Source organism: Roseateles sp., from assembly GCF_039929605.1.
In the GTDB taxonomy this organism is placed as follows: domain Bacteria; phylum Pseudomonadota; class Gammaproteobacteria; order Burkholderiales; family Burkholderiaceae_C; genus Pelomonas.
Window position 1 is genome coordinate 24,083 of record NZ_JBDSQX010000022.1, and the last position, 12,891, is coordinate 36,973.

The following is a 12,891-nucleotide window of genomic DNA, read 5'->3' on the forward strand; positions in this document are numbered from 1 at the left end:
CAGTGGTCAGCCGCCGTCGGGAGTTGCCCATCCGGAAGTCCTCAGATGGCCACTGGCGACTCTCGGCGCAGGCGCTCACGCCATTGTGCGGGGGACAGTGCCACTCGCCGCGACTGCCAGCCCGACGCGATGCCGATGTCATAGCCGTACGTGACGACCACCACGAGCTGATCCACCTGCTCCACCGCCGCAGCGTGCCGCGCCAGCAGCGCGCCGGCGATGCGCTCGCACAGGGCCTCGTCTTTCAAATGTTCCGCATCACTGACGGCCTGCACGGTGAGATAGGTCGACGAACTGGACCCCTGCGTGCTGCGGATGGACGACCAGCCCTTGGTGACGCCCGCCTGACGCACGCCGGGCTGTTGGATGACGGTGGCGCGCACGGCCATCATCACAGCGACATCGCCTTCGCCGAGCTGCCGCTGCATCCAGACCGGCAAGGCCAGCGACAGCAGCGCCAGCAGGCCCACCACGGCCAGATGCCCTCGCCACGTGGGGCCGCCGAGCGCCGAGCCGGCTGACAACGGCTCACGCACGACGACGGAGCCCGCGGCCCAGTCGTGCAGGGAGCGCCGGCTTGGCCGGTTGAACACCAGCAGGTAGACGAGGCCCAGCCCGAGCCCGAACACGAGCAGGGTCAGCAGCATGACCAGCGGCAGCCATTCCAGAAGCGCGGGGTCCGCCACCGCGTTGTTCAGAAACCAGGGCACGGCGACTACCGCGCCTCGAACAAGGCCGCGCGCCGGCGACAGCAGCGCGCCGTTCAGGCCGACGGTGCGCAGGCCGAGCAGCCGCTTGCCGACGGTCTGGCCGCCTGCGAGGCGGCTGTTCATCAGGCCGAAGTAGGGCCAGGCCAGCGCAAAGCCCACCACGCGCCCCCAGCCGCCGAGCGCCGCGAGCGCATCGAAGGCCAGCCAACCCAGCAGCAGGCCCACACCACCCAGCAAGAGCGTGTCGACGACAAACGCCGCCAAGCGGCGCCAGAAGCCCGCGAAGGGCGTGATGGCTAAGCTCGGGCTGGTACTGCCGGCGTCTGTTGTTGTCATCGGGCCTCCCTGGAAGGCGGCCATTCTCAACGCAGGTCGTCGGCCTCGAAGTAGAGATCCGTCAGGCCCCGGCCGCTCAGCGCCAGCGTGGTGCAAGCGATTGCCGCAACGATGCTCCCAACGACGCGCGGGGGTTGCCCCTGTCATCTGCCGCCGCGCCCGGCGCGTTGCAGCGGCCCAAAGCGTCCACGACCGCGACGACGGAATAATCCCCCCATGCCACGTTTTCGTTTTGTCCTGATCCTGCCGATGCTGCTCGGCGCGCTGCTGACCGGCTGCGGCAGCATGTCCACCTCCGCAGACAAGTCCTCCCGCAAGGTCTACCAGGGTGAGAGCTTTGCCGCCGAGGAGACCTTCTCGCGCCTGTTCGACGCCAATGTCGAGGCCACCTGCGAGGCCGCCCGCCGCGCGCTGCTGAGCCAGGGCTACGTCATCAGCAAGGCGGAGACCGGCGTCGTGCGTGGAGCCAAGCACTTCCAGCCCGGGGGCGAGATGCATGTGGAGATCGCCTTCAACGTCGTCTGCGTCGGCGACGGGCCCAAGCAGCAGGTCGCGACCGCCTATGTCAGCGCCCAGCAGGACCGCTACGCGCTCAAGAAGAACCCGCAGGCCGCGAGCCTGGGCGTCAGCGCGCTGGGCTCGATCTCGGTGCCGCTGTCGTCGACGGATGACTCCCTCGTCAAGGTCGCCTCCGAGACGATTCCCGCCGGGGAGTTCTATGACCGCTTCTTCGTGCTGATGCAGCGGATGTTGCGCGAGAACACAAACACCGAGAGATGAAGCCCCTCGTCCGGTCGCGCACCGCTGGACGCGGGCGGGCCCAGCCGGTCCCCCGGGGGGACGACGATGCTCGCGGCATTGAGCCGCTCGCACATCGCCAGACGGGCCGGCTTGGGAGCGGCCCGGCGCTCGGCCCAAGACCATGAGTCGGCGCCGTGACCACCACCACGTCTACGTGGTTCTGCTGGCCGAGCAGGTGTGGAACGAGCCCGCCTTCCGCCAGGCCAACCCGCAGCACGACATCGTCAAGCCCTGCCTCTACGTGGGCATGACGGGGCTGGACCCGGACCTGCGCTTCGACCGGCACATGGCCGGCGTGCAGGCCAACCGCTTCGTGCTGAAGTACGGCGTGCGGCTGATGCCCGAGCTATACGAGTTCTACAACCCCATGCCTTATGAGGCGGCGCGCGACATGGAGGTGGAGCTCGCCATCTCGCTGCGCGAGGCGGGGTATGGGGTGTGGCAGGCTTAGGGGCTGCCGCAGCGCCCTGCGGTAGATTTGTTTGCCCACTTGCCCCTTCAGCCCATGAATCGACTTCAATCCGAACTGCGGCGCCTCTATCTGCTGCCGGCAGCCGCTGACAGCCGCTTGATCAGTGATCGCGGCGAGGTGCGGGCGATGGTGCTGGAGCTGGCCCGCCCTGCCGATTGGGATGTGCTGTCCCAGGTCTGGCGCGGCGTGCAGGCGGACCTGCAACTGCCGGCGCCGGCCATCGCCGTGTCGGGCACCGACGGGCTGCAGCTGTGGTTCTCGCTGCAGGAGCCGCTGAGCGCCTCCCGCGCCGCGGTCTTCCTGATGCAGCTGCGGGCCCGGTATCTGGCGGGCATCGCACCGGCACGGCTGCAGTGCATGCCGTCGGCCACCGAGCCGTCATGGCAGGCAGCGCTGGTGCCGGCGCAGCAGGCGGCCACGGAGAACTGGTCGGCCTTTGTCGCACCCGACCTCGCGCCGGTGTTTGCCGACACGCCCTGGCTGGACATCCCGCCCAGCGTTGAAGGCCAGGCGGACCTGCTGACGAAGCTGAGGCCCATCAAGCCGGCTGCGCTGGACGAGGCGATGCGGCTCCTGCAGCCGCTGGATGCGCCGTCATCGACCGCCCGCCCTCACCCCGGCAACACGCCCGACATCGACCCGAGGCGCTTTCTTCAGCAGGTGCTGAACGACGAGACCGTGGAGCTGGCCCTGCGCATCGATGCGGCTAAGGCGCTGCTGCACCGCACATGAGCATGGGCCTCCAGTCCGCTGCCGGCCGTCGCTGGCTGACCTTTGCCTTCGCCATGCTCGCGCTCAGCGGCTTTGCGGGCCTGGCCGACGAGATGCGCGAGTTGGAAACCACCCGGTGGGACACGGCCGCGCTGCATCTGGCGCAGCAGTGGCGCGCCGCGCACCCGCTGGTGGAGGCCGTCATGCGCGAGCTGAGCAGCCTGGGCAGCACGCCGGTTATGACGCTGTTCACCGCGCTGGCCGCGGGCTACCTGTGCGTGGCGCGCCGGCCCGCGCGGGCAGCGGCGGTGAGCCTGGCCATGGTCACCGCCGCGCTGGCCGTCACGGCGCTGAAGACCGGCTTCGGCCGCGCCCGGCCTGACCCGGCCTTCGCCGCGCTGCTGCAGCAGGGGCTGAGCTTCCCGAGCGGCCACGCGAGCATGTCTGCCGTGTTCTACCTGACCGTGGGCGTGCTGCTGGCGCATCGGCAGGAGGGTTTGCGCATGCAGGCGTTCCTCGTCGGCGCTGCGGCCTTCATGACCGTGCTGATCGGCGTGACCCGCGTGATGCTCGGCGTGCACTGGGCCAGCGACGTGCTCGCCGGCTGGGCCTTCGGCGCGGGTTGGGCGGCACTGTGGTTCTGGATTGCGTCGCACCTGCGGGACGCGCGGGGCGCCAAGTCCGGCGTGCAGCCCTAACGGCGCATCAACTGGCCAGCCGCTTGGCACGCTCCAGCAGCAGCGCCCGCTGCACCTCGTTGTCCGTCAGCTCCGCCGCGCGCAGGTAGGCGTCGCGCGCCTCGCCGACGCGGCCCAGGCGTTCCAGCACGTCGGCCTGGGCGCCGGCCAGCCAGGGGTAGCGCTTCATCTGCGGCTCGGCTGCCAGCGCGTCCAGCAGCGGCAGCGCGGCCGCCGGGCCGTGGGCGAAGCTGACGGCCACCGCGCGGTTCAGCGCGATGACGGGTGAGGGGTTGAGCGCCAGCAGCCGGTCGTAGCCGGCCACGATGGCGCGCCAGTCGGTGTCCTCGGCGCGCGTGGCGCGGGCGTGGCAGGCGGCTATCGAGCCCTGCAGCGTGTAGGGCCCGGGCTCGCCCAGCCCCAGCGCACGCTCCAGCGCCGCCAGGCCACGGCGGATGAGAAGGGTGTCCCAGCGGCGGCGGTCCTGGTCGGGCAGCAGCACGGGCCGGCCTTGCGCGTCCAGCCGGGCGGGCAGGCGCGAGGCCTGGATTTCAAGCAGCGCGGCCAGGCCGTGCACTTCCGAATGCTCGGGCAGCAGATGCTGCAACTGGCGCGCCAGGCGCAGGGCCTCGTCGCACAGCGCCGGCCGCAGCAGGCTGGCACCGCTGCCGGCACTGTGGCCCTCGTTGAAGATCAGGTAGACGACGGCCAGCACGGCGCCCAGGCGCTGCTCGCGCTCGTCGGCGGTGGGCAGCTCGTAGGCCTGGCCGTTGAGCGCCTTCTTGGCCCGCACGATGCGCTGGGCAACGGTCGCCTCGGGCTGCAGAAAGGCGCGGGCGATCTCGGCCGTCTCCAGGCCGCCGAGCAGGCGCAGCGTCAGCGCCACCTGCGCCTCGCGCGGCAGCACGGGATGGCAGGCGATGAAGATGAGGCGCAGCAGCTCGTCGCCGATCTCGGCCTCGTCGCGGGCCGCGTCGAGGTGGTCGACGAAGTCGGGCACGACGTGGGTGCCGAAGGCCTCGTCGTCGGCCGCCAGGTGCGCGTGTTCGCGCTCCAGCATGGCGCGGCGGCGCAGCCGGTCCAGGGCCTTGTTGCGGGTGGCGGTCATCAGCCAGGCAGCGGGGTTGGTGGGCTGGCCATCGCGCGGCCAGCTTTCCATCGCGGCGATGAGGGCGTCCTGGGCGCAGTCCTCGGCTTCATCCAGGTCCCGCAGCAGCTTGGCCGCCGCGCCCACGAGCCGGCTGCGCTCGATGCGCCAGACACCGGCTGCGATGTCGGCATGGTTCACGGCGTCAAACGCCGTCGTAAGCGCGTTGGAGGGCCGCGAGGTCGATCTTCTGCATCTGCCAGATGGCCTGGAAGACGCGCTGCACGCGGGCTGGGTCGGGGTCGCGGATCATGTCGAACCAGGCCTTCGGAATGATCTGCCAGGACAGGCCCCAGGCGTCTTCCACCCAGCCGCAGGCCTTCTCGCGACCACCGCCGGCGGGCAACTGCGCCCAGAGATGGTCGATCTCGGCCTGGTCCTCGCAGGCGACCATCAACGAGAAGGCCTCGTTGAGCTTGAAAGGTGGGCCGCCGTTGAAGGCCGTCATCTGCTGGCCGAGCAGCTCGAACTGCACCACCATGACGGTGCCGGCCGCCCCGGGCGCGTTCTCGCCCCAGCGCTGGGTGTGCAGCACCTGGCCGCTGCCAAAAACCTTCAGGTAATAGGCAACCGCGTCTTCGGCACCGCTTTGGTACCAGACGAAGGGCGTGAGCTTTTGCTGGATTTTCATGGTCGTTCCTAGAAGGTGTGAATGGGTCCCGCGCAGCCGGGCCGAGCGCCGGGCCGCTCCCAAGCCGGCCCGATAGGGCGATGTGCTTGCGGCTCAATGCCGCGAGCATCGCCGTCCCCCAGGGGGACCGGCCAGGTGCGCGCGCGTTCAGCGCGGCGCGACTGGACGAGGGGCGTCATTCCTGCGGCATGCCGCTCATGTAGACGAGTTCCCAGATGTGGCCATCCAGATCCTCGAAACCGTGGGCGTACATGAAGCCGTGGTCCTGCGGCTCGCGCGGCACGGCGCCGCCGGCGGCGCGGGCCTTGGCGACGAGCTGGTCGACCTCCTCGCGGCTTTCGCAGGACAGGCACACCAGCACCTCGGTCGCGACCTTGGCGTCTACCAGCGGCTTGGCGGTGAAGCCCTTGGCGAACTCCTCCGTCAGCAACATGGCGTAGAGGTTGTCGCCCAGCACGAGGCCGGCACCCATCTCGTTGGTGAACTGCGGGTTGAAGCTGTAGCCCAGCGCCTCGAAGAAGGCTTTGCTGGCGGGCAGGTTCTTGCAGGGAAGGTTGACGAAGATCTGCTTGTGCATGTTGGTCTCACTCGGGCTTGATGAGGGGTTGGATGAGGTGGATGAGGTTGCCGCAGCCGTCCTCGAACATGACGGCCTTGATGGGGCCCATGTTCACCGGCTCGCCGCGCACGACGACACCGCGCTCGCGCAGTTTCTGCGCCTCTGCGTCGACATCGGTCGTGACGAAGGCGTTGATGGGCGTATTGGCCTCGTACAAGGCCTTCTGGTACACCTTGGATGCCTCCATGTTCATCGGGTCCAGCGACAGCTCCGCGCCGTCGATGCCTTCCGGCGACACGACCGTCAGCCAGCGGTAGCTGGGGCCCATCTGGATGTCGGCCATCTTCGTGAAACCGAGCTTCTGCGTATAGAAGGCCAGGGCCTTCTCCTGGTCGTCGACCATGACGCTGGTGACCTTGATCTGCATGATGCTTTCCTTTCAGTGGACGGATTCGGCCAGGGCCTTCAGGCGCTGCAGCGCCTGCGGCCAGGTCGTCTGCAAGAAGTCGGTGAAGCCGTCGTCCCAGCTCTGCAGGTGGACGACGAGGTGCGTGCCGCCGGTGGGCGTCGCGCTGAAAACATAGCGCTCGTGGGCAGGCTCGGCGTGGAGCCGGCTGTCGGCCAGCGGGCGCCCGTCCCTGATCTCGCCGACGAGGCGCAGCGACAGCATTTCATGCAGGCGGCGTTCGTCGACGATGGCCTCCATGCCGAAGCCCTTTGGGTCGAGAAAGCGCAGCCGGCGGCCGGCCTCCCAGGAGCCCTCGAAGTAGGAGCCCTCGGCGAAGGCACGGGTCCAGTCGCGGTAGGCGGTGGCGTCGAACATGCAGTCCCACACCCGTGCGACGGGCGCAGCGATGGCGATGCTGAATTCGAGGTCGATCACGACCGTGCCTCGGCGAGCTGGCGCAGGTTCTGCAGCCCGTCCTCGAAGTCCCGGCCCACCATCTTGTCCATGTTGATGACGACACCCATCAGCTTGCTGATGAAGTTGGCCGGGCCGCGCATGCGCCAGCTCACTTCGGTGGCGCCATCGGCCGTGGGCTGCAGCGCGAACTCGGCCTCGTTGTGGGCCTCGAAGGGCTTCAGGAAGTCCAGCTTCATCTGCACCGCACGGCCAGGCTGCTGGTGGGTGATCTCCATGCTGCCGACGCCGATCTTGTCGCTCTCCCACGCGTAGCGCGAGCCCACACCGCCGGCCGCGCCGGCGTACTGGCTCTTCAGCAGCGGGTCCTTGCGTTCATAGGGGTTCCAGCGGTTGAAGGCGCGCAGCTCGCTGACCAGCGGCCAGACCTGATCGGCCGGCGCCGCGATGCGCAGGTGGCGCTCCACGCTGAATTCGTCCGGCCGCGTGGACGCGTAGGCCAGCAGCGCGAGGAGGGCGGCACCCAGGGCGATGAAAAGGTAGGTCCAGAAGCTCATGTCGTTCTCCTCATTCGCTGCGGATGGCCATGTCACCGCCGGGGGCGAAGTCGGCGTCTTCGTAAAGCCGGCGCACCTCGACCTCGCAGGCCATGCCGACAAAGGGCATCGGGAAGCGGCTGGCCCAGGCCCGCGCCTCCTCCTCGGAGCGCACCTGGATCAGCGTGTAGCCGGCGATCAGCTCCTTGGCCTCGGCAAAGGGGCCGTCGATGACCTCGCGGCGGCCGTCGGCGCTGTAGCGCTGGCGCCAGCCATCGCGGCTGGGGCGCAGGCCGGCGCCGTCCAGCAACACGCCGGCACGCGCCATCTCCCCGTGGAAGACGCCCATCTCCTCGAACAGCTTGGCGTACTCGGGGCCGGGCGGGTCGCCACGCTCGCTGACGGCGGTGGCGCGGACTTGGATCATGAATCGCATGGCGGGATCTCCGGGGTGTGAAGAGTCAGTGGCGGCAGGTTTCGCTGCCTTCATGCCCACGACGATCCTCGCGTGCCGAATTCGACAGCGTCCGGGTATTTACCAATCATTCCAAACTGGGGGTATTCGGGCCGAGCGCCGGGCCGCTCCCAAGCCGGCCCGCATGGCGATGTGCTCGCGGCTCAATGCCGCGAGCATCGCCGTCCCCTCGGGGGACCGACCAGGCGGGCCAGCGTTCAGCGCGGCGCGCCTGGGCGAGGGGCTCACATGTAGCAGGGGCCGATGCCTCGGATCTCCACTGTTGCCCACTCGGCGGCGGGGCAGCGCTCGGCCCAGGCCAGGGCGACGGCTTCGTCCTCGGTGTCGAGCAGGAAGTAGCCGCCCACCATCTCCTTGGCCTCGGCGAAGGGCCCGTCCCAGACCTGGGCGCCGCCGTCGCGTTTGGCCAGGCGCTTGGCCTGAGTGCCGAGGGAGTTGACGCCCAGCAGCAGCCCCTCGGCCTGCAGTTCCGCGGCGAAATCCAGCATGCGCTGGTAGACGACCTCGCCCGCAACGCGGCCGCGTTCGGCGCGCTGGCCGAGGGGTTCGAGGATGAGCAGCATCTGGGGCATGGCGAGTCCGCAGTGGTTGTGGGCAATGGCCGCGATTCTGTCCCCGCCGCGGTCCCGGATATGACAGTTGCCTCATCGCCCGGATACCGCGCGCCGTTGGGGCCTTGGTGATCGGCCCCGAGCCTAAGGTCGCAACTCAGCGGAGGCCGAGATGGACGACGTCACCCATGTCGCCATACTGCTGGCATGCCGCAGTCCCTGCTCTGCCCACTGCGCCAGCCCAATGGCCGGCCCTCGGCCGAGACGCTGGAAGACGTGCTCGCCCAGGGGCAGCAGGTCGGTGCGCTGAGCCGGTGCCCGAGGGCTTCATGCTCGACGGCCACCCCGAGGTGCTGCAACAGGTGCTGGAACAACTGCTGGGCGCGATAACGGCGTGGGCACGGTCGTGCGGCTGGAGTTGCTGCTGCAGGATGCGATGCGGCTCGCGGCTTGAGACCGGCCGCCGCAAGAGCGGCATGAGCCTGTCAGCGCGGCGGTGGGCAGGCGTACCGGTTGGGAAGGCTCAACAGCTCCGTCTTGACATCGCCGTAGGGCGTGCCGGCCGCAAACTCGTCCCATTCGCGGACGAGTCGCAGGTCGGCAAACGCAGTCTCGCGGTAGATCAGACTGAAATAGTGGTCCATGCCTCGACCCTGCACGGACTGGAGCTTGAGGAGGTAGACATGGCCGGGCGAGAAATCGCTCCAGCCGTCGTCGCGCACGCGCAAGCGCTCGCCGTGGTCGAGCACTTCGCCACCGAACCTCACGACGGCGATCTGGTCTCCAGCCGCCAGGGCGGGCGGCGCCTTGATGACGTCCAGGACCTTCAAACGCGTTCGGGTCAGGATGGCCCTGTCGTCCGACGTCAGCACCGACTGCGAGTCCTGGGTCTGCGCCAGGACCAGTGCCTCCGAGAAGCAGTAGGAGTTGTAGTGCTCCTGGGTCGCACTCGGCGTGCCCGGCGGTAAGAACCATGCAGTCCTGGGCGGATAGCCGCCGATCAGCAAGCCCTTCGCGCCATCGGGAAACGAGTCCGCCAGATACAGGGGCTGGCGTGACAGCACCTTGACGCTTGCGAACTCCTCTTCCGCCTGCCGGATCTGGTCGGCGCGCCAGTCGCCGATCCCGGCGGCCGCCGTTGCCGGGCAGGACAACACGACCAGGGCCAAGAAGGCCAGGCCGGTCGCGGCAAGCGCCATCGTTCTCATCGAATACCTCAACGTAGCAGACCGCATCAGCTTACCGGGCAGCAAGCCTACGGCGCGCCATGCCGGCCTGCGGGCGATTCGGCCCGTCTCAGCGCCTGATCGGCGAGCCGCCGCGCCAGGCCGGGTCAGACCAGCGCTGAAAGGCCCCCAGCAGTGCCGGCTCCGCAGACTGCCGTTCCACCGCCAGGCCGGCCAGCGTGACAACCTCGAAGCTGCGGCGGTACTTGCCTTCGGCGCGGAACTCGCGGGCCACCAGCAGCTGCGCGCCACCCGGCACCCAGCCGGCGAACTCGGCCACGCCCAGGCCCGGCTGGGCCGGCGCCGGCGGCATGACCTCGATGCGCCAACCCTCGCGATCCTTGATGAACAGCCACAGCTCGCGCCAACCGTCCAGCGGCTGCACGGCCAGGGCCAGCGCGCGGCCCTCGCGGTTCAGCGAGGCCGAGGCCAGCGCGACCTGGCCAAAGCTGCAGCGGCGCGCCGCCAGCTTGCCAGCCGCCTTCAGCTCCACGCAGCGCTCGCCGTCGGCGCCGGGCTGCAGCGCGAGCTGCACGGCGCCGAAGTCACGCGGCGCGCTGCTCGTGCCCAGCCAGCGCGCGGCGTTCACGCGCATGGCGGCGTCGTTGTAGGCGGTCTGGTCGTCCTCCGTCAGCTCGGTGGGCGCGATGCCGGCGAACTCGGCCAGCGCCTGCGACTGCACCGCGTCGCCCCGGCGCGCCTGCGCAAAGGCCAGGCTGGCGGCGACGGACGCGCGGCGCATCAGCAGGCGGTTCTTCCAGTGGGCGAGCAGCGTGCCCGCGTCCACCTGCGTCAACACCTGCTGGCGCCACTGGTCACGCGCCTCCTGCTCGCGCACCGTGGCGCGCGGGTTCAGGCAGTCGGGGCGGGTCAGCGCCAGCACGGCGCGCACGCGCTGCTCTGGCGTGGCGGCGCTGGCCAGCAGGCGGCGAAAGGCCTCGCCGTCGTAGCAAACCTGCACGCGGCCCTCCTCGGCCTCGACCTGCTCGAACTTGAGGCCGTAGCGCGCGGCCACGTCCATCTGCGCGGCGAGCTGGCCTTCGCCGAGCTTGGCGTCGCGCAGCGAGGCACGGTCGGCGATGCGCTCGGCAAACGTGCCCATCGCATCCATCGCCTCGGCGCCGCCGGGACCGGCGAGTTCAGCCGGCGTGGCGGCCTGCACATAGGCCGCCGTGAGACCCAGGCCCAGGCCCTCGGTGCCGAACTGCTGCCGGGCCAGCCTGAGCTGGGCCAGGATCTCGGCGCTGGCGCCCTCGCCACGCGGCATCAGCAGGACCTGGCCCTTGCGCAGCCAACCCCCGCGCTCGCGGCGGTAGTCCCACACCTGCCAGTGGTCGCCCCGCTCGGCGCGGATCTCCAGCGCCTCGCCACGGCCCATCTGGGCCTGCAGCGAGGCCGTGTCGCGCGGCGCACCGCGCAGCGGCGAGTCCTGTGCCACGAGGCCGGCGCGCGGGAAGGCCGGCAGCTCGGCGGCCTCGGCCTTGGTGATGACGACCGCAGCGGCTGCGGCAGCAACAACGATGAGGACAAAGCGGCGCATGGCGTCTTACTCCTGCTCAGCGTTGGCGGCGGCAGGCGCAGCCTTGTTGGGCGACACGCCGGCCAACAGCGCGCTGCCGATGAAGCCGCCCGAGCCAGGCGGGGCGATGATGACCTGCACCTTGTCCGAGAGCTTGTCGACCATGGCCTTCTGCACCAGCAGCGGGTGCCGGGTCAGCAGCGCGCCCTCGGCTGCCATCTGGCTGGCGTTGGCCTTGCCCGTCTGCGCGATGCGGTAGGCCTCGGCGTCGGCCAGCTTCTGGCGCGCGGCGGCCTCGGCGTCCACCTCGATGCGGCGCGCCTGGGCCGCGCCTTCGGCCTGCTTCACGCGGCTCGCGTTCTCGGCCTGGGCTTCCAGCGCGCGCTGCTCGATCAGCTTCTGCTTGAAGGGCAGCACATGCTTCATGGCCTCCTCCTGGCCCCTGGCCGCGATGATCTGCTCGCGCGCCGAGGCCTCGGCGGCCGTCTCGCGGCGCACCTTGTCGGCGTTGGCCTCGAACTCGGTCTGCTTGACCTTCTTCTCGGAGATCTCCAGCGTGTAGCGCATGCGCTCGCTGGCCAGGCTGTCGGCCAGCAGGCGGTCCATGCCCTGGCGGTAGTCGGCCGGCAGGTCCACCGAGCCGATCTGCACGCCCTTGAGCTGGATGCCGTCCACGGCCAACTTGGCGCGCAGCTCGGCCTCCAGCGCGGCGGCGATCTCGGCGCGCTGGCTGGAGAAGATCTCGCGCACCGTGTGGCGGGCGATCTGCTTGTAGACGACGGCCTGCACGGCGGGGTTGATGACATCGGCCTCGATGTCGTCCGGCAGCTTGCGCGACAGCTCGCCCAGGCGGGTCGCATCGACCGCCCAGCGCACCGTCATGTCCAGGCCCAGCGACAGGCCTTCGACCGACTGCAACGGCGACGGGCCGCCGGCCTTGGCCAGCGCCTCGGGGCGAAAGCTCTGGTCGCGCAGCGGGAAGAAGCGCACCTCGTGCAGGCCCGGGATCGTCAGAAAGCTGCCGTCGCGGAACTCGCTGGTGCAGCCGCTGAACTGGTTGGTTCGCACGGCGGCCTGGCCGTGGGGCACGGGCTGGATGGGCGGGTGGGTCACAAGCCCGTAGCCCGCGGCGGTCACGGCCGTGATGGCCAGCAGTGGCGGCAACGCGCGGCGCAGGGAGCGGGCGGCCGTGGGCGCGGCAGTGATCGTCGCGTCAAGGCTGCGGCTGGCGGTGCGTCCGAAAGCGTTGCGGATGGAAGCGGTGAGGGTCTTGAGGCGTTGCAGCATGGTGAGCTCCTTGGAGCGGTCTTGCATCGGCTTGATGCATGACGGCCATGGTTGCCGTTGCTGCGGGAAGGGACGAGAGCGAGGTGGGGTGGGTGTCTTCCGTTGGGGCGGAAGGAATCTTCCGGGGTGCTTAGCCGATGCGCTTGCTTGTTGGCTAGGCCCATGCCGGGAGTTCGCCCCGGCGGGCGACTCACTTTTTGGGCCGCCAAAAAGTAAGCAAAAAGCTCCCCCCTGGCCGCCCCGCCCTTCGCTGCGCTGCGGGTTCCCTGCGTGCCTTGCCGCTTGCATGCGGCAAGTCCTTCGGCAGGCGTCGCACAGCACGCAGGTGCTGTGCTCGGTCCGGCCGAAGTACGTCAGCCCCGAAGCCCCGCGCCGAACTCGCGCCGCTACG

General features: G+C 69.8%; 16 protein-coding genes. 4 read left to right on the forward strand and 12 right to left on the reverse strand.

The genetic code is table 11. The features are described from left to right. Positions 1-41: 41 nt before the first annotated feature. The gene (locus tag ABIS05_RS03720) at positions 42-1,046 is read right to left on the reverse strand and encodes an RDD family protein (RefSeq protein ID WP_348010835.1); all 1,005 of its coding nucleotides are present in this window, start codon (positions 1,044-1,046) and stop codon (positions 42-44) included. A 216-nt stretch (positions 1,047-1,262) separates the two neighbouring features. On the opposite strand from ABIS05_RS03720, the gene ABIS05_RS03725 reads away from it, so the two are divergent. From ABIS05_RS03725 to ABIS05_RS03740, 4 genes are all read left to right on the forward strand, one after another. Beyond that, positions 1,263-1,826 (forward strand): DUF2242 domain-containing protein, encoded by a 564-nt coding sequence (locus tag ABIS05_RS03725; protein WP_348010836.1) that lies wholly within the window; start codon positions 1,263-1,265, stop codon positions 1,824-1,826. Positions 1,827-1,968: 142 nt separating this feature from the next. After that, entirely contained in the window at positions 1,969-2,298 is a 330-nt protein-coding gene (locus tag ABIS05_RS03730; RefSeq protein ID WP_348010837.1) for a hypothetical protein, read from the forward strand. A gap of 54 nt (positions 2,299-2,352) precedes the next feature. Next, positions 2,353-3,051 (forward strand): hypothetical protein, encoded by a 699-nt coding sequence (locus ABIS05_RS03735; protein WP_348010838.1) that lies wholly within the window; start codon positions 2,353-2,355, stop codon positions 3,049-3,051. Next, positions 3,048-3,728, forward strand: coding sequence for a phosphatase PAP2 family protein (locus tag ABIS05_RS03740; protein ID WP_348010839.1), 681 nt, complete (start codon positions 3,048-3,050; stop codon positions 3,726-3,728). Before ABIS05_RS03735 ends, ABIS05_RS03740 begins: the two co-directional genes overlap by 4 nt. Before the next feature lie 7 nt (positions 3,729-3,735). On the opposite strand, the gene ABIS05_RS03745 is transcribed toward ABIS05_RS03740, so the two are convergent. The 11 genes from ABIS05_RS03745 to ABIS05_RS03795 form a co-directional block, all read right to left on the reverse strand. Continuing rightward, positions 3,736-4,995 (reverse strand): sigma-70 family RNA polymerase sigma factor, encoded by a 1,260-nt coding sequence (locus ABIS05_RS03745; RefSeq protein WP_348010840.1) that lies wholly within the window; start codon positions 4,993-4,995, stop codon positions 3,736-3,738. Positions 4,996-4,999: 4 nt separating this feature from the next. Continuing rightward, complete coding sequence (locus ABIS05_RS03750) at positions 5,000-5,485, reverse strand: VOC family protein (RefSeq protein WP_348010841.1); 486 nt, start codon at positions 5,483-5,485, stop codon at positions 5,000-5,002. Between the two features lie 175 nt (positions 5,486-5,660). Beyond that, positions 5,661-6,062, reverse strand: coding sequence for a VOC family protein (locus ABIS05_RS03755; RefSeq protein WP_348010842.1), 402 nt, complete (start codon positions 6,060-6,062; stop codon positions 5,661-5,663). Between the two features lie 7 nt (positions 6,063-6,069). Further along, the gene (locus ABIS05_RS03760) at positions 6,070-6,471 is read right to left on the reverse strand and encodes a VOC family protein (RefSeq protein ID WP_348010843.1); all 402 of its coding nucleotides are present in this window, start codon (positions 6,469-6,471) and stop codon (positions 6,070-6,072) included. A 12-nt stretch (positions 6,472-6,483) separates the two neighbouring features. Further along, complete coding sequence (locus ABIS05_RS03765) at positions 6,484-6,927, reverse strand: SRPBCC domain-containing protein (protein ID WP_348010844.1); 444 nt, start codon at positions 6,925-6,927, stop codon at positions 6,484-6,486. Then, a complete protein-coding gene (locus ABIS05_RS03770; RefSeq protein ID WP_348010845.1) occupies positions 6,924-7,463 on the reverse strand; it encodes an SRPBCC family protein in 540 nt (179 codons plus the stop codon). The genes ABIS05_RS03765 and ABIS05_RS03770 overlap by 4 nt, the downstream gene beginning before the upstream one ends. 10 nt (positions 7,464-7,473) lie before the next feature. Further along, positions 7,474-7,878: a YciI family protein gene (locus tag ABIS05_RS03775; RefSeq protein ID WP_348010846.1), complete on the reverse strand. Its 405-nt coding sequence runs from the start codon at positions 7,876-7,878 to the stop codon at positions 7,474-7,476. Between the two features lie 263 nt (positions 7,879-8,141). Beyond that, positions 8,142-8,489, reverse strand: coding sequence for a YciI family protein (locus tag ABIS05_RS03780; RefSeq protein ID WP_348010847.1), 348 nt, complete (start codon positions 8,487-8,489; stop codon positions 8,142-8,144). Positions 8,490-8,953: 464 nt separating this feature from the next. Further along, positions 8,954-9,667 carry a hypothetical protein gene (locus ABIS05_RS03785; RefSeq protein ID WP_348010848.1) on the reverse strand — a complete coding sequence of 238 codons (714 nt, stop codon included), beginning with the start codon at positions 9,665-9,667 and terminating at the stop codon, positions 8,954-8,956. A 97-nt stretch (positions 9,668-9,764) separates the two neighbouring features. Next, the gene (locus tag ABIS05_RS03790) at positions 9,765-11,234 is read right to left on the reverse strand and encodes a hypothetical protein (RefSeq protein ID WP_348010849.1); all 1,470 of its coding nucleotides are present in this window, start codon (positions 11,232-11,234) and stop codon (positions 9,765-9,767) included. Between the two features lie 6 nt (positions 11,235-11,240). Then, the gene (locus tag ABIS05_RS03795) at positions 11,241-12,500 is read right to left on the reverse strand and encodes an SPFH domain-containing protein (RefSeq protein WP_348010850.1); all 1,260 of its coding nucleotides are present in this window, start codon (positions 12,498-12,500) and stop codon (positions 11,241-11,243) included. Positions 12,501-12,891 lie beyond the last annotated feature (391 nt).